Origin of the sequence: Thermomonas sp. (assembly GCF_029945965.1) — a bacterium.
Classification (GTDB): Bacteria; Pseudomonadota; Gammaproteobacteria; order Xanthomonadales; family Xanthomonadaceae; genus Thermomonas.
Genome location: NZ_JAQSDO010000006.1, coordinates 53,491 through 74,581 on the forward strand (window position 1 = coordinate 53,491; position 21,091 = coordinate 74,581).

14 protein-coding genes are annotated in these 21,091 nt (G+C 61.7%); 10 read left to right on the top strand and 4 right to left on the bottom strand.

Annotated features, from left to right (window positions below; translation table 11 throughout):
- Window positions 1–3: 3 nt before the first annotated feature.
- Together gcvH and PSV05_RS01555 are read left to right on the top strand one after the other, a co-directional pair.
- On the top strand, window positions 4–399 hold the full coding sequence (gene gcvH, locus PSV05_RS01550) for a glycine cleavage system protein GcvH (RefSeq protein ID WP_300060462.1): 396 nt from the start codon (window positions 4–6) through the stop codon (window positions 397–399).
- A gap of 762 nt (window positions 400–1,161) precedes the next feature.
- Window positions 1,162–1,713 (top strand): hypothetical protein, encoded by a 552-nt coding sequence (locus tag PSV05_RS01555; RefSeq protein WP_300061362.1) that lies wholly within the window; start codon window positions 1,162–1,164, stop codon window positions 1,711–1,713.
- Between the two features lie 104 nt (window positions 1,714–1,817).
- On the opposite strand, the gene PSV05_RS01560 is transcribed toward PSV05_RS01555, so the two are convergent.
- A complete protein-coding gene (locus tag PSV05_RS01560) occupies window positions 1,818–3,167 on the bottom strand; it encodes a serine hydrolase domain-containing protein (RefSeq protein ID WP_345782228.1) in 1,350 nt (449 codons plus the stop codon).
- Between the two features lie 83 nt (window positions 3,168–3,250).
- Here PSV05_RS01560 and PSV05_RS01565 point away from each other — a divergent pair, with 83 nt between their 5' ends.
- Complete coding sequence (locus PSV05_RS01565; RefSeq protein WP_300060464.1) at window positions 3,251–3,847, top strand: LemA family protein; 597 nt, start codon at window positions 3,251–3,253, stop codon at window positions 3,845–3,847.
- 55 nt (window positions 3,848–3,902) lie between these two features.
- Window positions 3,903–5,795: a M48 family metallopeptidase gene (locus tag PSV05_RS01570; RefSeq protein ID WP_300060467.1), complete on the top strand. Its 1,893-nt coding sequence runs from the start codon at window positions 3,903–3,905 to the stop codon at window positions 5,793–5,795.
- A 36-nt stretch (window positions 5,796–5,831) separates the two neighbouring features.
- Here PSV05_RS01570 and PSV05_RS01575 read toward each other — a convergent pair whose 3' ends face one another.
- Together PSV05_RS01575 and PSV05_RS01580 are read right to left on the bottom strand one after the other, a co-directional pair.
- A complete protein-coding gene (locus PSV05_RS01575) occupies window positions 5,832–6,830 on the bottom strand; it encodes a glycerophosphodiester phosphodiesterase family protein (RefSeq protein ID WP_300061305.1) in 999 nt (332 codons plus the stop codon).
- Between the two features lie 160 nt (window positions 6,831–6,990).
- Window positions 6,991–8,565: a choline dehydrogenase gene (locus PSV05_RS01580; RefSeq protein WP_300061308.1), complete on the bottom strand. Its 1,575-nt coding sequence runs from the start codon at window positions 8,563–8,565 to the stop codon at window positions 6,991–6,993.
- Between the two features lie 184 nt (window positions 8,566–8,749).
- Between PSV05_RS01580 and PSV05_RS01585 the strand changes: the two genes are divergently transcribed.
- Together PSV05_RS01585 and PSV05_RS01590 are read left to right on the top strand one after the other, a co-directional pair.
- Complete coding sequence (locus PSV05_RS01585; protein WP_300060470.1) at window positions 8,750–10,105, top strand: MFS transporter; 1,356 nt, start codon at window positions 8,750–8,752, stop codon at window positions 10,103–10,105.
- Window positions 10,105–10,959, top strand: coding sequence for a metallophosphoesterase (locus PSV05_RS01590; protein ID WP_300060473.1), 855 nt, complete (start codon window positions 10,105–10,107; stop codon window positions 10,957–10,959). The genes PSV05_RS01585 and PSV05_RS01590 overlap by 1 nt, the downstream gene beginning before the upstream one ends.
- On the opposite strand, the gene PSV05_RS01595 is transcribed toward PSV05_RS01590, so the two are convergent.
- Window positions 10,956–13,430: an acyl-CoA dehydrogenase gene (locus tag PSV05_RS01595; RefSeq protein ID WP_300060476.1), complete on the bottom strand. Its 2,475-nt coding sequence runs from the start codon at window positions 13,428–13,430 to the stop codon at window positions 10,956–10,958. The genes PSV05_RS01590 and PSV05_RS01595 overlap by 4 nt on opposite strands.
- Before the next feature lie 168 nt (window positions 13,431–13,598).
- On the opposite strand from PSV05_RS01595, the gene PSV05_RS01600 reads away from it, so the two are divergent.
- From PSV05_RS01600 to PSV05_RS01615, 4 genes are all read left to right on the top strand, one after another.
- Window positions 13,599–14,177, top strand: coding sequence for a TetR/AcrR family transcriptional regulator (locus PSV05_RS01600; RefSeq protein ID WP_300060479.1), 579 nt, complete (start codon window positions 13,599–13,601; stop codon window positions 14,175–14,177).
- A 102-nt stretch (window positions 14,178–14,279) separates the two neighbouring features.
- The gene (locus tag PSV05_RS01605) at window positions 14,280–16,028 is read left to right on the top strand and encodes a phosphoenolpyruvate carboxykinase (GTP) (RefSeq protein ID WP_300060482.1); all 1,749 of its coding nucleotides are present in this window, start codon (window positions 14,280–14,282) and stop codon (window positions 16,026–16,028) included.
- Between the two features lie 204 nt (window positions 16,029–16,232).
- Entirely contained in the window at window positions 16,233–19,403 is a 3,171-nt protein-coding gene (locus PSV05_RS01610) for a TonB-dependent receptor (RefSeq protein ID WP_300060485.1), read from the top strand.
- 98 nt (window positions 19,404–19,501) lie between these two features.
- Window positions 19,502–21,088 (top strand): tetratricopeptide repeat-containing sulfotransferase family protein, encoded by a 1,587-nt coding sequence (locus PSV05_RS01615; RefSeq protein WP_300060487.1) that lies wholly within the window; start codon window positions 19,502–19,504, stop codon window positions 21,086–21,088.
- Window positions 21,089–21,091: the final 3 nt, after the last annotated feature.

Consider the following 21,091-nt stretch of genomic DNA (forward strand, 5'->3'; position numbering starts at 1 on the left):
CCGATGAGCGAGATCCCCGGCGACCTCAAATTTCTCAAGTCCCACGAATGGGCACGCGTCGAAGATGACGGCAAGGTCACCATCGGCATTTCCGACCATGCGCAGGATCTGCTTGGCGACCTTGTCTACGTGGAATTGCCCGACGTTGGTGATCAGATCAATGCCGGCACTGCATGCGCGGTGGTGGAATCGGTCAAGGCCGCTTCCGATGTCTATGCCCCGCTGAGCGGCAAGGTGCTCGAGGTCAACACCGCGTTGTCCGACAAGCCGGAGACGATCAACGAGGACGCCTACGGTGACGGTTGGTTGTTCACCATGGAGATCGATGACGCCGAACAACTCAACGACCTGCTCGGTCCGGACGACTATGCCGAGCTGTTGGAAGACGACGACCACTGATCGCGATCTTCAACTCGGGTTCGCATCGCATCGTCTCGACCCGCGACGGCAACGTCGCGGGTTTACTTTTTTTCGGCGGCGCACGTCCGTCAAAACGAACGTGATGTGCCTCTACAGTCGAAAAAAGTTCGCGCAGTTTTCGCGCAAACCGACTTGTGCGACGCGCAAACACATGTTCGCGTTGCGATTTTCGAAAGCTGTTCGATGCATGTGTCCTGCGTGCGGACGGCATGCGTCGAAGCGAGTCATGCAAGCTATGACACATTCAACGTTTGCATGCGTGCATCGCTGCGAGCCGCGCCAATGCTTGCGTGTGGCGCCCTTGCATGCAGTCGCGCGATTGCGCGAAGCAATCGTTGGCGGATGTTCGCGCGGTATAGATGCGCATGTATGGCGAAGCGTAGGCGCCCGACCTTGAAAAAAAACCTTGTCGGGTTATTGACAGTTGAAAAACGCGTGATTAGGTTTCGCCCAACAGACGTATCCAGCAGAAGCGAGTGAGCAGACACAACGCGATAGCCGGCAAGACACCATGGACCTCCACCTGCAACATCAAACTGGTGGACGCCGGCATCGCATCCTTCGCAGAAAGCACCCCGACACCCACGAACAGGACCTGCGGCGATCTACGCCGTGGGGTTGTCGATGGGCGCGGGACGTCGAACGGTGGCATCGCGGCAGTTGCGCACGCCACCACCACATCCGTTCCGGCGCGCGCTGCGCGCCGGCGGTCGATCACGGGTCCGATACCCGTGGTGTCTTTTGAAACTGGGCGTTACCGATAGACCATTGACGAGGAGCCATCACATGGCCATGAAGAAAGCTGCGAAGAAACCGGCCGCCAAGAAGGCCGCGAAGAAAGTCGCCAAGAAGCCGGCGGCCAAGAAGGTCGCGAAGAAGGTAGCAAAGAAGCCAGCCGCCAAGAAGGCAGTGAAGAAAGTTGCCAAGAAGCCAGCTGCCAAGAAGGCCGCTAAGAAAGTAGCGAAGAAGCCGGCCGCCAAGAAGGCTGCAAAGAAGGTAGCGAAGAAGCCGGCCGCCAAGAAGGCTGCAAAGAAAGTAGCGAAGAAGCCAGCCGCCAAGAAGGCTGCGAAGAAAGTAGCGAAGAAGCCAGCCGCCAAGAAGGCTGCGAAGAAAGTTGGCAAGAAGCCAGCTGCCAAGAAGGCTGCGAAGAAAGTAGCTAAGAAAGTAGCTAAGAAGCCAGCCGCCAAGAAGGCTGCTGCCAAGAAGCCAGTCGCCAAGAAGGCTGCTGCGAAGCGGCCGGCGAAGAAGGCCAAGCCTGTTGCAATGCCGGCGATGCCTGCACCAATGATGTAATCCAGCCTGGCTTGATCAGGCAAGCCCGATCGGCGACCTGCGATCGGGTGATGAACACTGCAGACCCTTCCCGTTGCCCAGGCGGGAGGGGTTTCTTTTTTGAATCAGCGCGGTGCGGCGGTTGCCGCAGAAGCATCGCTGCCCGGAGGTGCATCGTCCTGGTCGACGTACTGGGTTGCAGGCTGGGTGATGTCGTCGTCCAGCCATTGCCCATCGTTGATGCCCAGTGCGCTGTCCAGGATCGTCGGCAACAGGCCGGACGGCAATGCACTTTCGCTGTTCCACAAGATCACGATGCCGAGATCACGGTCGGGCAGCAAGGCCATCGCCCCGCGATAGCCCTGTACGGCGCCGCCATGGAATGCGATTTCATGCCCGGCATAGTTGAGGTCGCGCCAGCCCAGCGCATAACCCGCTGAACTCAGTCGTGTACGACGCCAGCCAGAGCCGCGCATTTCGCTGGGCGTGTCGATGACGGCCTGATGCAGGGTCGCCAGCAGCGGCGCCGGCAGCACGTCGGGCCGATGTCCGGTCTGCGCGATCATCCATTGCGCCATGTCGCTGATGCTGGCATTGACGCCCGCAGCCGGCGCCACCCGGTAATAGTTCGGCTTCGGCATCAACGGCACCCAGCCGTGACCGCCACGCACGTGCGGCTTGGCCCAGCGACCGCTGGCTTCGATGCCTTCCAGCCCATAACTGGCATCGTGCATGCCCAGCGGCTTGAAGATGCGACGGGCGACCGTCTCGCTGTAGAACTGGCCTGTGGTCGCGAATACGATGTCGCCAATCAGGCTGAACGCCACGTTCTGGTAGGCGTAGCACTGGCCAGGCGCGCAGGCCATTGGCGCATTGGCAAGCTTTTGGGTCAAGGTATGGAAATCGGCATCGGCTTCCAGGTCACGGTCGAAGGCATTGCGGGTCAGGCCCACGCGATGACTGAGCAGGTCGGCGACGGTGACCTGTTGCGCTGCGTCGGGTTGCGACAGGCGGAAGTCAGGTAGGTAATCGACCAACTTGCTGTCCCAGCGCAACACGCCATCGTTCACCAGGATCCCGGTGACCGCGCCTGCGAAAGACTTGGAGAGCGAAGCCAGCCGGAACACGGTATGTGCATCAACCGGCAGTCCGTCGCGGGAATCGGTGACGCCATAGCCGCGCGCACTTAGCACGCGTCCGTTCTGCACGATGGCCACGGCAAGCCCGGGGATGCGGCCGCCAGCCACCATTTCCTCGGCCATGGCCTCGAACCTGCGCACATCAAGCGTTGGCGATGCCGGAACAGCTTGCATTGCCGGGACGCCGGCCAAGGTTGCCGGTTGCGGCGCACGCGCAGGATCCGCGACGCGTGTGTTCCACTTCAGGTCGGCTTGCGCGGCCGAGGCCACTGCAAGCGGCAACAGCATGGCAAGCAAGCCCAGGCGTCGCGCTTTCCGAGTGCTGCTGTCTTTCATCGGCGGAGCCCCCTGCGTATGCTTCGAGTACTGGTCGATTCTAGCGCCTGTTTCCACGCTTGCATGAACAAGGAGAACTTCGGATGGTTGGTTTTTTGATTCTGCTGGCAATTGTGGTGGTGATCGGGTTCTGGGGCGTCGGCATCTACAACGGCCTGGTGACCGCGCGCAACGCATTCAAGAACGCCTTCGCGCAGATCGACGTGCAGTTGCAGCGTCGCTTCGACCTGATCCCGAACCTGGTCGAGGTCGCCAAGAAATACATGGCGCATGAGCGCGAAACGCTGGAGGCGGTGATCGCCGCACGCTCGGCAGCGCAGGCGGGCCTGGCTGCGGCCAAGGCCAACCCGGGCGATGCCGAGGCGATGGCACAACTGGCCGCGACACAGGGCCAGCTGAGTGCAGGCCTGGGCCGGCTGATGATGGTGGCCGAGGCCTACCCGGACCTGAAGGCCAACCAGAACATGATGCAGCTCACCGAAGAGCTGACCAGCACCGAGAACAAGGTCGCGTTCGCGCGGCAGGCATTCAACGATGCAGTGATGAGCTACAACAACAAGCGCGAAGTGTTCCCGTCCAGCATCTTCGCTGGCATGTTCAACTTCGCCGCGGCCGCCTTGCTGGAAATCCCGGCCGAGAAGCAGGCCGAGGTCCGCGCGGCGCCGAAGGTCGAATTCTGATTCGAGCTGCCGGTGTGCACGCCCCGGCGTGCCCACCGGCGCTGAGACGACACACATGAACTTCTTCGAACACCAGGCGGCTGCCCGGCGCACGTCATCGCGGCTGGTCATCCTGTTCGCACTGGCCGTGGTCGGCATCGTGCTGGCCGTGGACCTTGCGGCTTGGATCGCCACCCGCGGTTCGCCCAGCGTGGTCGCGTTCACCAGCGTGGTTACCTTGGCGGTGATCGCGTTGGGATCGATGTACCGCATCTCCAGCCTGAGCGGTGGTGGCGAACCGGTGGCGCTGCAGATGGGCGGCGTGCCGGTGCCGGAAAACACCACCGACCTCAACCTGCGCAGGCTGCGCAATGTGGTCGAGGAAATCGCGATTGCGTCCGGCGTGCCGGTGCCGAAGATCTACGTGCTCGAGCATGAAGATGCGATCAATGCATTTGCCGCCGGCTTTTCGCCCTCGGACGCGGTGATCGCGGTCACCCGTGGTGCGCTCGACAAGCTCAACCGCGACGAGCTGCAAGGCGTTATCGCGCATGAGTTCAGCCACATCCTCAATGGCGACATGCGGCTGAACATCCGCCTGATCGGGATCCTGTTCGGGATCATGATGATCGGCCTGATTGGCCGCAAGATCCTGGTGTATGGGCGTTTCAGCGGGCGTAGCAAGGGTGCTGGCGCGATGCTGGCGGCGGCGCTGGTGGCCTTGATCGTCGGCTATGTCGGCTTGTTTTTCGGACGCATGATCAAGGCCGGCGTCAGTCGGACCCGCGAGACCCTGGCCGATGCCAGCGCGGTGCAATTCACCCGACAGTCGCAAGGCCTGGCCGGCGCACTCAAGAAGATCGGCGGCCTTGAGGCAGGCGCACGCTTGAGCGACCCTGGCAGTACGGAGGAAGTGAGCCACATGCTGTTTGGCGATGGCATGGGTTTCTCTGGCCTGTTCGCCACTCATCCACCATTGCTCAAGCGCATCCAGGCGCTGGAACCGAGTTTCCGCGGTGATGAACTGCAGCGCCTGCAGTCAAAGTGGATGGTCTCGCCACCGAATGGCTTGCAGGAAGACATCCACATGGGACTGGATGGTGGAGTCGGATCGCGCCTGCCAGGCGTGAACCAACAGTTGAACGTGACTCCGCCGATGGTTGCATCGCAGGTCGCAATGCCGGCAGCTGACGACTACAGCCGCGCCGATACCATCGCGACCGCAATCCCCGAAGCACTGCGCGACCTGGCCGCGGATCGCGAATCGGTGATGCCGTTGTTGCTCGCGCTGTTGCTGGGCGACGACGAGAATCTGGCTGCGCGTCAGCACGTGGAAATCGCTGGCCGGCTTGGCGACACCTGCGCCGACCATGCTGTGCGCATCCACCAGCAATTGACTGCCGACCTGCATCCGATGTTGCGCCTGCCGCTGGCGTCGCTGGCATTCCCGGTCCTGCGCCTGCGCCCGCGTCCGCAACTGGACAGCTTCATGGATGCGGTGTTCGCCGTGGTCAATGCCGATGGCGAAGTCTCGTTGTTCGAGTACTGCCTGGGTCGTCTGCTCACCGTGCAGGTGCGCGAATCGCTGGATCCTTCGCGCTACGCACGCTTTGGCCGGCGCAAGCCAGGCAACGTCAAGCAGGAGTTCGCGACGTTGCTGACGGTGGTGGCGCAGGCAGGCAGGCCGGACGATGTCTCCGCGGCGCAGCGCGCCTATCTCGCCGGCATGCAGCGCGTGCTGCCGCGCGACCACGTGCCGTATGCGCCGCCCGCCAACGGCGTGCTCGCACTGGATGCCGTGTGGGAGCCACTGGACGCGCTCGACCCACTGGCGAAGCAAGTCATGGTGGAGGCGATCACTGCCGCGGTCAGCAATGACGGCCGGGTCAGCGTGGCCGAGGCCGAATTGCTGCGCACCATCTGCGGTGTGCTGCATTGCCCGCTGCCGCCGATGCTGGAGCGGGGTTGACTCAGGAATTTCAAGCTAGGCGCGGGTTCGCCTGGCCTACCTGTGGTTTTCCATCCCAATCCATTCCTTGGTGTCGGCAACGAAATTGCCCGCGGATTGAAATGCCGATTGGCCCATGCTGCTGATGTCGCGGGCGAACTGGCGTACATGGGGTCTGCCGATTGCGGCGTAAATCCAGCGATGCGGGGCGGAATACGGTTTCGAATGACGTTGCCGTGCGCAACTGTCAGGGTTGTTGGTGACCGCGATATCAACGCCGCTGGTGTAGGCCCAGCGGCAACTCGCAGCGAACCGTTCCTCGGTGTATTGACGTCGCCATGTGTCGAAGGACACCAGCTTGGCATGGTCATGCGCTGCCTTGATGCGGTCCTTGCTGATGAAGTTGCGATCCATTTCAATGATGCGCAGTTGCGGATCGTCCAGGGACAATGCCCAATCCAGATCCTCGTCGCTCAGCGCCTTGAACTGCAGGGTGCTGTCCATCGACAATGCGCGCACAGTCTGATAACGCTTGCGATCACCACCCAGCTGGAAATAGATACGGTCGATCGCATTCCATTGCCTGGCCATGTCGATGCCGGGCGCGATGGTTGCCTCGGTCTTGAACTCGGCGTCCAGGATCGCATGGTCTCCAGCAGCCTGTATGACGTCGGAGAACAGGGGCACGGGCTCGCCGGAATCCTTCAGCCGACAGGATGCGACCTGCGCATAGGTCAGATCGCCGATGGCGCCCGTGCAATCCGTATGCGATTGCAGCAGCGGGTCGTGGTAGACAAACACCTTGCCGTCGCTGGTCGCTTGCAGGTCGATCTCGATGACATCGGCATGGCCTGCAGCAATCGTCTGCTTGATCCGGGTCAGGCCGCCTTGATTGTGGAAGAAGCCACCGCGATGGGCGGCGACCAGAGGCGGCGACATCGCTGCAACCGACGCGTGGCCGGCTTCGATTGCTGATCGGGCGACATCGTCAAGACCGATTCCGCGTTGCGATGACAAGGCCAAGGCGCAGATCGCAAGTGCGGTGCAAATTGGCATTGTCACGATCCCGGTTTGAGTGCATGCACTCTCGGCGATCGCTCCGTAAGCTTGTCTCAGCCCGGGGTTAGCGAAACGTTGCTGCGCGCACCAAGCCCGGATCCGGCACGCCTTGATCAGGCTTCACTAACTCAACCTTGCCGGCTTGTCAGATGAGTCGTCACTTGATGAGATCCGCCGCGCGTTCCGCAATCATGATCGTCGGCGCATTGGTATTGCCGCTCGGCAGCGCCGGCATCACCGAGGCATCGACCACGCGCAGGCCGTCGACACCACGCACGCGCAGCTGCGCATCCACCACCGAGTCCGCGTCATCGCCCATCCGGCAGGTGCCGACCGGGTGATAAACCGACTCCGCCTTGGCGCGGATGAACTCGACCAGCTCGGCATCGGACAGATTGGTGCGGGTGGGATGAATCGGCGTGCCGCGATACGGATCGAACGCGGCCTGCGCGAAAATCTCGCGGCTGATTTTCGCGCATTCGACCATCATCTTCAGGTCGAAGCCTTCGTCATCGCCGAGATAGTTGGCCTGGATAGTCGGCTTGTCGTTGGGCTTGTTGCTGGCCAGCGATAGACGGCCGCGGCTGTGCGGGCGCAGGAAGCAGGCGTGCAGGGTGTAGCCGTCGCCGGACAGGCGGTTGCGGCCATGGTCATCGAGCATCGCCGGGACGAAATGGAACTGGATGTCGCTGCGTTCATCGGTCGCCAGCGGCGAGCGCGTGAAGCCGCCGGCCTCGGCGAGGTTGCTGCTGCCCGCGCCGCGATGGCCCCGCAGGTAATAGTCGAACGCCATCTTTGCTTCGTTGATGCGGTCATAGGTGATGCGCTTGGTGGAATGCTGCAACGTGCAGATGTCGAGGTGGTCCTGCAGGTTGCCGCCGACGCCTTCGGCATCGTGCACGACCTCGATGCCATGGCCGCGCAAGTGGTCGGCAGGACCGATGCCTGACAGCATCAGCAATTGCGGGGAATTGATCGTGCCACCGCACAGGATCACTTCGCGCGCGGCCTTGGCATGCGTGGCCTTGCCGGCATGCACGTAGTCGATGCCATTCGCACGCCGCGACATGTCGAAGGTGACGCGGCTGGCCATGGCGCCGGTGTGCACGGTCAGGTTGGGGCGATGCTTCGCCGGGTTGAGGTAGGCCACCGCAGTTGAGCAGCGCGCGCCATCACGCTGGGTGACCTGGTACAGGCCGACGCCTTCCTGCGAGGCGCCATTGAAGTCGGCATTGGACGGGATGCCGGCCTGTTTGGCAGCATCGATGAAGACCTGCGACAGCACGTTGTGGTGGCGCAGGTCGCTGACACCCAGCGGACCATTGCCGCCATGCAATGAATCGGCGCCACGGCTATTGCCTTCGGCGCGCTTGAAGTAGGGCAGCACCGTGTCCCAGTCCCAACCGGACGCGCTGCGCGCCCAGCCGTCGTAGTCCTGCTCGACGCCGCGGATGTAACACATTGCATTGATCGAACTCGATCCGCCCAGTACCTTGCCGCGCGGCCACCACAGGCGGCGTCCCTTGAGCTGCGGCTCGGGCGCGGTGTTGTAGTTCCAGTTCACGCCCTTGCGATTGACCAGCTTGGCCAGCCCGGCGGGCATGTGGATGAAGGGGTGCCAGTCACTCGAACCCGCCTCCAACAGCAATACTGTGGCATCGGGATCCTCGCTCAGGCGGTTGGCGAGTACGCAGCCGGCAGAACCGGCGCCGATGATGATGTAGTCGAACATATTGTCCAAAAGTAGCGACCGTCCTACGGCGATGACCACCCCGACGCTATGCGTCATGGCTAGAGCAAATGCTCGGTGGAAGTATTCAGGGAGACTACTCAGGGAGATTGCGGCGGTGGCGCATGCCGGTCGCTGCGGTTACCTTTGCCAACACCGCGCAACACCGCGCAACGACCGGGCCAAGATGACGGACACCGCCGCCACAACCGGCCGCATTGGCCGCTTCAAATCCGCGTTCGGCGAATCGCCGGCGCTGCTGTGGTCGTTCCTGTATTTCTTTTGTCTGCTCAGCGGCTATTACGTGCTGCGCCCTGTGCGCGAAGCGATGGGCGCGTCCAGCGACATGGCGACGCTGTTCCCGCCGGCCATGATCGAATTCTTTGCGGCGCGCGGCATGCCTTTGAAGGACCTGAGCCTGCAGGTGCTGTTCAGCATGACCTTCGTGATCATGTTGGTGTTGCAGCCGGTCTACGGCGCACTGGTCAGCCGCTATCCGCGCCGGGTATTCCTGCCGGTGGTGTATGGCTCCTTCATTGCAACCCTGTTGCTGTTCTACCTCGCGTTCCATAGCGCAATGCCCGGTCGCGGCATGGCGTTCTTCCTGTGGCTGACCGTGTTCAATTTGTTTGCGGTGGCGGTGTTCTGGAGCTTCATGGCCGATGTCTTCGATACCGTTGAGGCCAAGCGCTACTACGGCTACATCGGTGCGGCTGGAACGCTCGGCGCGATGCTCGGCCCGACCTTGACCCGAACGTTGGTGGAACGGATCGGCATCGCGAATTTGATGCTGGTGTCCGCGGGGTTTCTCTCGATCTGCGTGTTCTGCCTGTTGCGCCTGCGCCTGCATGCGGTGCGCCGCGAGGCCGAGCGCAAGCTGGTCAGCGGCGAGGTACCAATGGGCGGCAGCGTGCTGGCCGGCCTGAAACTGATCGCGCGTGAACCCTTGCTGCGCTGGCTGGCCGTGCTGACCTTGTTTGGTGTCGGGGTCGGAACACTGCTTTACAACGAACAGGCGGCGATCGTCCGCAGGCTCTACCCGGATGCGCAGCTCGCGACCGCCTATTACGCCAATATCGATCTGGCGGTGAACGGGCTGGCGCTGTTCGTGCAAATCTTCGTGACCCGCGGACTGCTTTCGCGTTTCGGCATTTCCCCTGCATTGCTTGTGCCGGCAGGCGCGATCCTGCTGGGCTATGCAGCGCTCGCTGCATCGCCGTTGCCGCTGATGGTGGCCGTGGTGCAGGTGGTGACCCGCGCCAGCGAGTTCTCGCTGTCCAAGCCGGCACGCGAAACCATCTATACCCGCGTCGGTCGCGAGTGGCGCTACAAGGCCGGTGCGGCGATCGACACGGTGATCTATCGCGGAGGCGACCTCACCTTCGTCTGGGTGCACAAGGCGCTGTCGGCGTTTGGTTCCAGCGCGGTGTTCGGTGTCGGCGTGCTGGTTGCCGGGGGCATGACCCTGGGTGCATGGAAGGTGCTGCGAGAGGCGGAGAAATTGCCAGACGAACACCCACCGGATCGGCGCGCGGCCCCTTGATGCTGCGCTGGAAACGCTGGGGTTGGCACCAACGCGTGGCATGGCTGGCGTTGGCAGGTTTCCTGGCGGTTTGCGTGGACGGATTCTATGTCGAGCCTGCACGCCTGGTAGAGCGCGATTACACGCTTCCGTTGTCGAACTGGCCAGCCTCGTGCGATGGCCTGCGGGTCGATGTGGTCAGTGATACCCACACCGGCTCGCCGCGCAATGGGCTGGACAAACTTGACCGCATCGTTGCGAAGCTGTCTGCCAGCGATTCCGACATCGTATTGATGACAGGCGACTACGTGATCCTGAGCGTGCTGGCCGGTACCTATATTCCGGCCGAGACAATCGCCGAACATCTCAAGCCGCTGACCGCACGCAAGCGGGTCTATGCCGTGCTCGGCAACCACGACTGGTGGAAGGATGGCCCGATGGTGTCACATGCATTCGCGGCAGCCGGCGTGCACATGATCGACAACATGGCGCTGCCGATCGACGCGGGCAGTTGCCATTTCTGGCTGGCCGGGTTGGGCGACCTGCTGGAGGGGCACCCGGACGTACGCGCGACCTTCGCGATGATTCCGCCGGATGCGCCGGTCATCGTCATCACCCATGAACCAGCGCTGTGGCCACGCATTCCGGCGCAGGCCACGCTGACGATTGCCGGGCATACCCATGGCGGCCAGATCAATCCATTTGGCCTGTTGACCCCGGCCCGGTACAAGCCGTATTCGTATCAGCTCAAGGGCAAATACGCCATCAACGGACGCAGCCTGTTCGTCAGTCCGGGCATCGGTACCAGCATCCTGCCGATGCGGTTGGGCGTGCCGCCGGAGATCTCGCGGCTGACGTTGCGCAGCAAAAACTAAGCCGCTGCGCGTGCGTCCTCGCGACCATGCAATGTCGCGTAGCCAGCCGAACGCAATTCTTCCGGGTCGAAATCATCCACCGTGATCGCATCCAGCGTGATCGCGCGCAATTCTTCCAGCAGCACGCGCTCCTCGCTGGTGATCCAGCCTTCGCGCACGCCTTCGTCAAGTTGGGCATCGAATTCGAGCGCTTCGATGTCGCTGTTCTTCAGCGCCTTGAGGAACTTGCGCTCGACCGGCTCGGCCATGATCACCTTCGGCAGGTAACTGATGATGCGGCCCGCCGGGTTGTTGTCTGCAGGCGTGGTGTACAGGCCGGCAGCCATGCGCTCGCGCGCATCGCAGGGCGTCATCAGCAGCGATGCGACCTTGTGGCCCAGGCGGTCGCTCGGTGCCTGCGCGCGACGACCCCATGGAAAGATCACTACCCATAGCAACCAGCCAACCGGGCGGATCGGGAAGTTGCGCAACGCACCGGACAACGCGGTCTCGATCTTGTTGACCGCATCGTGGATCGCCCACGCCAGCATCGGCTGGTCGCCGGCAGGGTTGCCGGCATCCTGGTGGCGTTTGAGCATTGCGCTGACGATGTACAACTGGCTCAGCACATCGCCAAGCCGACCGGACAGCGACTCCTTGAATTTCAGCTTGCCACCCAGCAGCAGCATCGAGGTATCGGCCATTACCGCCAGCGCCGCCGAATAGCGGTTGAGCTTGCGGAAGTAGCGGCGGGTGTCATTGTCTCCAGGGGCACTGCCGATCTGCGCGCCAGTCAGGCCATACCACCAGCTGCGCACGGCATTTGAAATGGCGAAGCCAATGTGGCCGAACACGGCCACGTCGAACTGGTCGATGCGCGCCTTCGGGTCTTCCAGCTGCGCCGACTTCATTTCCTTCATGACCCACGGATGGCACAGGATCGCGCCCTGGCCGAAGATCATCAGGCTGCGGGTCATGATGTTGGCGCCCTCAACCGTGATCGCGATCGGCGCAGCCTGCCACGAACGACCGGCGAAGTTGCGCGGGCCCAAAATAATGCCCTTGCCACCGAGGATGTCCATTGCATCCATCGATGCGCGGCGGCCCATTTCGGTGCAGTGGTATTTGGCAATCGTCGACGGCACTGCAGGATTTTCGCCACGTTGCACTGCCGCTGCAGTGGCTTCCGACAATGCGCTGCAGGCATAGGCATTGCCAGCCAGACGCGCGAGTGCTTCCTCGACGCCTTCGAAACGTCCGATCGACAGGCCGAACTGCTTGCGGATACGCGCATAACTGCCGACCGCAAGCGCACCCATCTTGGAACCACCGCTGGCGGTGGAGGGCAGGGTGATCGAGCGCCCGATCGACAGTAATTCCATCAGCATCTGCCAGCCCTTGCCGGCGTAATCCTCGCCGCCGATCAGCTGCGACAGCGGCACGAACACGTCCTTGCCGTGGATCGGGCCATTCTGGAATGGCGAATTGAGCGGGAAGTGGCGGCGGCCGATGTCCAGCCCCGGTGTATTGGCCGGCACCAGTGCCAGCGAGATGCCGATGTCGCGCTTGTCACCAAGCATGCCGTCCGGGTCGTACATGCGGAAGGCAACACCAATCAGTGTCGCGACCGGCGCCAGCGTGATGTAACGCTTGTTCAAGGTCAGGCGGATGCCGAGCACGTTGATGCCGTTCCAGTCGCCCATGCAGACGATGCCGTAGTCCGGGATCGAGGTCGCATCGGAACCGGCGAACGGGCCAGTCAGGGCGAAGCACGGGATCTCGCGGCCATCGGCCAGGCGCGGCAGGTACAGCTGCTTTTGTTCGTCGGTGCCGTAGTGCATCAGCATTTCGGCCGGGCCGAGCGAGTTCGGCACGCCCACGGTCGAGCTGACCACGGCCGACAGCGAGGCCAGCTTCTGGATGACCTTGTGGTTCATCAGCGCCGAGAACCCCAGGCCGCCGTATTCGGTCGGGATGTTCAAGCCGAAGAATTTGTTGCGCTTTATGTAATCCCACAGCTCCGGCGGCAGGTCGGCGCGGACATGGGTGATGTCCCAGTCGTCGGTCATCCGGCACAAGGTTTCGCACGGGCCATCGAGGAACGCCTGTTCCTCTGCGGTCAGCACGGGCTTTGGCAGGTTGAGCAGCTGGTCCCAATCAGGCTTGCCGGAGAAAAGTTCGCCCTCGAAACCGACCGTGCCGGCCTCCAGCGCGGTGCGTTCGGTGTCCGACAGCGGCGGCAGCAACTTGGTGTAAAAGCCCAGCAGCGGCGTGGTGATGTAGGGCTTGCGGATCTGCGGGATCAGCAGTGGCGCAGCGATCAACATCACCAGCACTACCGCGATGATCGTGGTGGCCAGATTGGCGCCGAGCAGCCAGCACGCGACCAGCAGCGTTGTGGTGAGTGCCGCCCACACCGCCAACCGAAGTCGGTGATAGGCCGCAAACGCGCCGGCGGCAATGAAGGCGAGAAGAGGCAGGATGACGCTCATGAGGAACTCCGACGGCCACAAGGAGGTAATCTGGCGGCGTTGCATACGTTTGCAGCGTCGCTTACCATACGCCAAAGTATGGGATCGGCCTTGATGCTGTCAACTGACATAAAAGAGCTAATACTCAGCATACTCCCGTGGCACCCGGCGTACGGATAGACTGCACCCATGACCGAAACCGTTTCGCGTAACGGGCGTCTGAGCGCCGAAGACTGGGCCCGCGAGGCCCTCGACCAGATTGCCGAATCGGGCGTGGCCTCGGTGGCGGTGGAGCCGCTGGCGCGTCGCCTGGGTGTGACCAAGGGCAGCTTCTACTGGCATTTCCCATCCCGCGACGCCTTGTTGCAGGCGGCGCTGGATCGTTGGGAAACCATTGAGCAGGAGGAAGTCTTCGGCACGCTCGAGAAGGTCACCGACCCGCGTGAGCGCTTGCGCGCGCTGTTCCTGGTGGTCGCGCACGAAGTCAAGTCGCACATTATCTATAGCGAGTTGCTGAAAGCGCTCGATCACCCGGCAGTCAGCCCGGTGATTGGCCGGGTTTCGGAGCGCCGGCTGGATTACCTCACTGCAAGTTTCCGCCAGGCCGGGCTAAGCCGTACCGCTGCCCAGCATCGCGCGCGGCTGGCCTACGCGGCCTATGTCGGCTTCCTGCAGCTCAGCCTGCAACTGCGCCAGCCGCGCCTGCAGCACGAAGAATTCGAGGCCTACGTCGAGCACGTCATGCAGACCCTGATCCCGACGCCGTGAGGCGTTTCGGGAATTGCCTGTTGAATTGCTTCGAAAATAGCTTCGAAAATCACTTCGAAAATCACAAACCTTTTTCCTTGCCATATCGATGGAGCAATACCAATGGCCAGCAGTCTGGATGCACTTAACCAATGGGTGATGGAAGTCGCCCGCCTGACCTGCCCCGAACAGATCCAATGGTGCGACGGCAGCGACACCGAGAACGATGCCCTGATCGCGCAAATGCAGGCTGATGGCACCTTGCTGCCGCTTAATCCTGAGACGCATCCACGTAGCTGGCTGCATCGCTCGCATCCCGATGACGTGGCCCGCGTCGAACACCTGACCTTCGTGTGCACGCCCGAGCGCGATGATGCCGGGCCGAACAACAACTGGATGTCGCCGGCCGATGGCCATGCGCAGATGGACGCGCTGTTCGACGGCTGCATGGCCGGACGCACCATGTACGTGGTCCCGTATTGCATGGGGCCGATCGACTCACCGCTGTCGCGTTGCGGGGTGGAGATCACCGACAGCCCGTACGTGGTCGCCAACATGCGCATCATGACCCGCATGGGCGCCGCGGCCTTGGCCCGCATCGAACGCGAGGGTTCGTTCGTGAAGGGCCTGCATTCCATCGGTGAGCTCGACCCCAACCGTCGCTACATCATGCATTTCCCGGAAGATCTCGCGATCAAGTCGTATGGCTCGGGCTACGGCGGCAATGCCTTGCTCGGCAAGAAATGCCACGCCCTGCGCATCGCCAGCCACCAGGCGCGCAGCGAAGGCTGGATGGCCGAACACATGCTGATCCTGGGCCTGGAAAATCCGCAGGGACAGATCCACTACATCGCTGCCGCATTTCCGTCAGCCTGTGGCAAGACCAACCTGGCGATGCTGATTCCGCCGGAAGGCTACCGCCGCGACGGCTGGAAGATCTGGACAATCGGCGACGACATCTGCTGGATGCGCCCGGGCGCCGATGGCCGCCTGTATGCGATCAATCCGGAAGCCGGGTTCTTCGGCGTCGCGCCTGGCACCTCGGAGAAATCCAATCCGAATGCCCTGGCCAGCATCCAGCACGACACCATCTTCACCAATGTCGGGGTGACCGCCGACAATCAGCCGTGGTGGGAAGGCATCGACAACGGACAGGTTCCAGTCACCGACTGGCGTGGTGAACCTTTTGATGCGGCCAAGCGTCCCGCCGCGCACCCCAACTCACGTTTCACCGTGTCCGCCCGGCAATGTCCTAGCTGGTCACCGATGGCCGAGGATCCGCACGGCGTGCCGATTTCCGCCATCGTGTTCGGCGGACGGCGTGCGTCGCTGGTGCCGCTGGTATTCGAGGCGCGCGACTGGACCCACGGCGTGCTGGTTGGCGCCGCGATGGGCTCGGAAACCACCGCTGCCGCCACCGGCACGGTCGGCGTAATGCGTCGCGATCCGATGGCGATGAAGCCGTTCTGTGGCTACAACTTCGCCGACTATTTCGGCCACTGGCTGTCATTCGATCAGCCCGGGGCGAACCTGCCCAAGGTCTTCCACGTCAACTGGTTCCGCAAGGGCGACGATGGCAAGTTCCTGTGGCCCGGCTTCGGCGACAACCTGCGCGTGCTGGAGTGGATGATCAAGCGCGTGGAGGGCAAGGCCGGTGCCCAGGACACGCCGATCGGCGCGTTGCCACTGCAAGGAGAGCTGAATCTGGACGGACTGGACCTGTCCGCTGAAGCCCGCGAAAAACTTTTTGGCTTGGACCAGGCAGGATGGCAGGCCGAGTTCGCCAGCATCGGCCAGTACTTGCAGGAATACGGCACCAGGATGCCGGAGGCGTTGACAGCGCTGCAGGTGAGTATCTGCAAAGCCCTTTAGGGCGCTATCGCAGCCTTGCTGCGGTGCGACATACAGATGAATGGTTGAATTTGAAACTGAATACGCAATCAGACGCATGAATTTAGGGTGAGGGGGTTGTTAAAGAAATGTTGTCTGGTCTATAGTCGGCGGGTCAGGCCCCACGGCCGCGACATACATGCATGTACATCTTGGTCACAACTGTCCCTATGGGGGTTACACACAATGACATCTAATAATTTCGCCAAAGGCCTGAAGCGGAGCGCGCTTACTGTTGCGCTTGGTCTGTGCTTCGCAGGCGGCGTCCACGCTCAGAGCACCACCGGTACCATCTATGGCTCGGCCAGTGAAGGCGCGTCGGTTACTGTTAAAAATGATAGCGGCATGTCACGCACCGTGACGGTCGATTCTGCTGGTCGTTACAACATCGGCGCGCTGCCGATCGGTAACTACACCGTCACCGTCGAGAACGCTGGCAAAGTGGTCGGCACCCGTACTGTGACAGTGCGTGCTGGCGCAGGTGCGGACGCTTCCTTCGGCAGCGGCACCACCACCCTCGGTACGGTGACGGTCAGTGCTACTGCTGGCGCACCGCTGATCGACACCACGGCTGTCGACACGCGCAGCATCCTCACCTCCGAACAGCTTGAGCGTCTGCCGTTGGCCCGTTCGGCTGAAGCGGTCGCATTGCTAGCCCCGGGTGCCGTCTCCGGCGCCGCTGGCTTCTTCGGTGGCCTGGTGTCGTTTGGTGGTTCCGGTGTGTCCGAGAACGCCTATTACGTCAATGGCTACTTCACAGGTGACCCGCTCTCCAACCTCGGCGGCTTCTCGCTGCCCTTCGGTGCGATCGAGCAGCAGGAAACCTTCATCGGAGGCTACAGCGCCAAGTACGGTCGTTCCGACGGCGGCGTGATCAGCCAGATCGGCAAGCGCGGTACCAATGAGTGGAAGTTCGGCGGCCAGGTGACCTACACGCCGAAGAGCCTGAGGGGTCACAGCCCCGACCTGTTCTACCCGAATATCGATCTGGGGCCGGCCAACGCCAACCCGAACCTGCCGCACACCTGTGACAACCCGGCAACACCGCCTCCAATGATTGAGACGGACTACCTTTGCCAGTACAGCTACACCAATAAGACCCTGCCGGGCCAGATCTACTCGCGTGGCAAGGGCTCTGACACCTGGAACGAGACCTACAGCGTGTATGCCGGTGGTCCGATCATCAAGGACCGGTTGTTCATCTTTGCGTCTGCCGAGTGGGACAAGACCCATCAGCAGTCCAAGTCAGTCAATGCTGGTGCTGGTGCGAAGACCACATACACCACGACTGAGACCTCGAACCCGAAGATCTATGCCAAGGTTGACTGGAACATCACCGACAACCATTTCCTGGAACTGACCTACCTGCGTGAGAAGACGGACCAAAATGGCCTGGGCTACGACTATTACTTCACAACCGATACCATCGGCGCATTGAAGAATGGCGTTCCGGACCCGTTCAATCAGAAGCACGATTACCTCATCGGCAAGTACACCGGCTATCTGACCGACAACCTGACCTTCAGCGCCACCTACGGCCGTAGCGACCTGAAGACGAGTGTCATCAACCCGTCGTCGACCCTGCCGCTAATCAGCGGCTCCACCAATCAAAACCCAGCGTACAATGGCGGTGCCCCGCGCATCAATGCTCAGCAGGGCTTCTCTTCGGTGGACTCGGAAGACAAGACCAATGGTCTCCGTCTTGACTTGGAATGGGTGCTCGGCAGCCACACGCTGACCGCCGGTCTTGACAACATCAAGTTCGAGGCGATCAACGAAGGCCAGGGTCAGAACGTGGATCGTTATATCTACGGTCGCACCATCAAGAACGTTGTTCCGGGCCACGTCGGCAGTGCGATTGTCACGGGCAACCCGGATGGTTACTACGTCTACAAGTATCGGTTCTCCACCGCGACCAACATGAGTCTGGAACAGAAGGCGTTCTATCTGGAAGACCGCTGGCAGGTGACTGACAACCTGCTGCTGTCGATGGGCTTGCGCAACGACCGCTTCACCAACAAGAACAATACCGGTGAAGCCTACCTGGACGCCAAGAACCAGTGGGCCCCGCGTCTGGGCTTCTCCTGGGACGTGAATGGCGACTCTTCGTTGAAGATCTTCGGCAACGCGGGTCGTTACTTCCTGGCGCTGCCAAACAACGTCGCCATTCGTGGTGCGTCGGCTTCGACCTACACCCGCGAATACTTCAACTACACCGGCATCGACGCCAACGGTGTGCCGACCGGCCTGACCCCGATTCCGCGCACCGATGGCGGCAGCGGCCCGTACTCGTCCAATGGCGAATACGGCACCCCGGTCGACGTCAAGGCGTTCGCACCGTCCGATCTCAAGAGCATGTACCAGGATGAATACATCCTCGGTATGGAAAAAATGCTGACCGAGAACTGGATGTTGGGTGCCAAGCTGACCAGTCGCAGCCTGAAGGCCTCGGTGGACGACGTCTGCGACCCGTACACCCTGATGGCCGCGAAAGGCCTGACCGTGATCAATCAGGTTGGTGGCAAGTTCATTGCCCAGGGCGCCACCGGTGGTCCGGTCGAAGTGGCCTACTGCTACATGTTCAACCCGGGTGGCACCAACACCTTCAGCTTTGCCAATGTGAATGCAGATGGCGTTCCGACCGGTGGCCGTACCGAATACTCCATGAATTCGACGACCGACTGGGGCTTCCCGGACAAGATGAAGCGTAATTACACCGGTCTTGACATCTACCTGGAACACGCGTTCGACGGTAAGTGGGAAGCACGTTTCGACTACACCTTCAGCAAGAGCCGCGGCAACAATGAAGGCCAGGTGAAGTCCGAGTTCGGTCAGGACAATATCTCCAAGACCCAGGACTGGGATGCGGCTGCGATCATGCGATACGCCAGTGGTTACCTGGCAAATGATCGTCGTCATCAGCTGAAGATGCGTGGTAGCTACATGATCACTGACGAACTGATGATCGGCGCCAACGTCCGCATCATCTCCGGCGGCCCGATCAGCTGCCTGGGCTTCTTCAACCCGACTGGCAGCATCGATGAGGGCAGTGGTGCTGCCGACCCGATCGGTTATGGCGCCAGTTATCACACCTGCTTCGGTCAGGTCGCTTCCCCGGGCGCCATTCGCAACCCGTGGACCAAGACCATCGACCTGGGCTTGACCTACCGTCCGAACTTCCTGGACAAGAAGTTCTCGCTCGGTGTGCAGGTGCGCAATGTGCTCAACGCTGGCAAGCCACTACAGGTTGGCGTGACCTCGGAGTCGGCTCCGTACAGCGTCTCCAACACCTACTTGCTGTCGCAGGGTCGCCAGACCCCGCGTACTGTCCAGTTCACGGCTTCCTACGACTGGTAAGTAGCGGCACTCTGGCGATCGAAAGATCACCAGTGCATTGGTAGTTCTACAGAACCGGCCCTCGCAAGAGGGCCGGTTTTTTTGTGTAGCATGCCGCGATGGTTTCACCGACTTTCGAACAGATCAGCCAACGCGCCCAACAGCAGGCAGAAGCATGCAATTGGGATGCCGCACGCAAGGACTGGCTGGACGCATTGGCCCTAGTACCGGATTCGGTCGAGGTCATGCTGGAGCTTTCCTATGTAGAGTCCCTGTCAGGCCATTACCGGGTAGCCCATGATTGGGCATTGCGGGCGGCGAAGGCGGGGCCAAGTTCGCTTGATGCAGTGGTTCCACTCGTTCAGCGCCTGCGGACGTTCAACGCGATTCCGCAAATGCGTGCCCTGGTTGCGCAACTGTTGGCTGATGGGCGAACGCCGGTTGCCGTGCTGGTTGAATGCGCCAGGCAATTGAGCAATCTCAACGATTTCGACCTGGCCCTGCGCTGCGCGGAGGCAGCAACCGCCAAGGCACCTGACGATCTGGCTGCCCGTCTGGTCAGGGGCCAGTTGCTGGCCTCACATGGGCGCATCAACGATGCTGCCGCCGATATCAATTGGGCACTGGCGCACCAACCGGGCATACCGATTGCCTGGTGGATGTTGTCGCGCCTTCACAAGCAGACGCCTGAATCGAACCATGTCAGCCAATTGCGGTCCTTCCTGGCTACGCCGGGTTTGCATCCCGACCATGTATCGGCTTTGGCGCGTGCCCTGCACAAGGAGCTTGATGACATCGGCGCGCATGACGAGGCGTGGCAGGCCTTGGAGCTGCTCTGCAAGGCTAGGCGATCGACCGAGCATTACGATCGCGCCGCGCACCACGAGTTGATGGATGCACTGATGGCTTGGGCGCCCGGAAAACCCGGCGCCGCAGCGGTGCAGGTCAAAGCCAAGACACCGATCTTCATCGTCGGCATGCACCGCTCCGGCACCACCTTGCTGGAACAGTTGCTGAGCGCCAGCCCGCAGCTGCTTGGCCTGGGCGAGTTGAACGATTTCAGCAGCGCGATGCGGCATGCGGCCGATCACTATTGCAGGGGTCCGATTGATCTCACGATTGTCGAGCGTGCAGCTGGAATCGACTTCAGCGCAGTCGGCCAACGTTATCAGGAAGGTGTGGCCTGGCGCCTGGGCGACGAGTCTTTTTTCGCCGACAAGCAGCCATCGAATTTTCTGAATATCGGCTTCATTTGCCAGGCTTTGCCGCAAGCGAAGATCCTGCACATGGTGCGGGACCCGGTGGAAACCTGTTTCTCGAACCTGCGTGAATTGTTTACCGAAATCAACCCTCATTCCTACGGCCAGCAGGACATGGCGGATTACTTCCTGCAATACCGTCGCCTGATGGCGCATTGGCATGCAATGTTTCCTGGGCGAATTCTCGATGTGGACTACGCGCGGCTGACCGCGAGTCCGGAATGCACGATGCGTGAAGTGGCAGCGTTCTGCGGCATCGACTACACAGACGGCATGCGCAGCACCGCATCCAGCGGTCGCGCAATCGCCACCGCCAGCTCCATCCAGGTGCGCGAGGGCGTTGTGCGTCGCGAACGCCCGAAGTGGGCGCCGTATGCGCGCCAGCTGCAACCCTTGATCACGGCACTTCGGCAGGGCGGCATCGAAGTTCCCGAGCTGCCTGCTTAAACC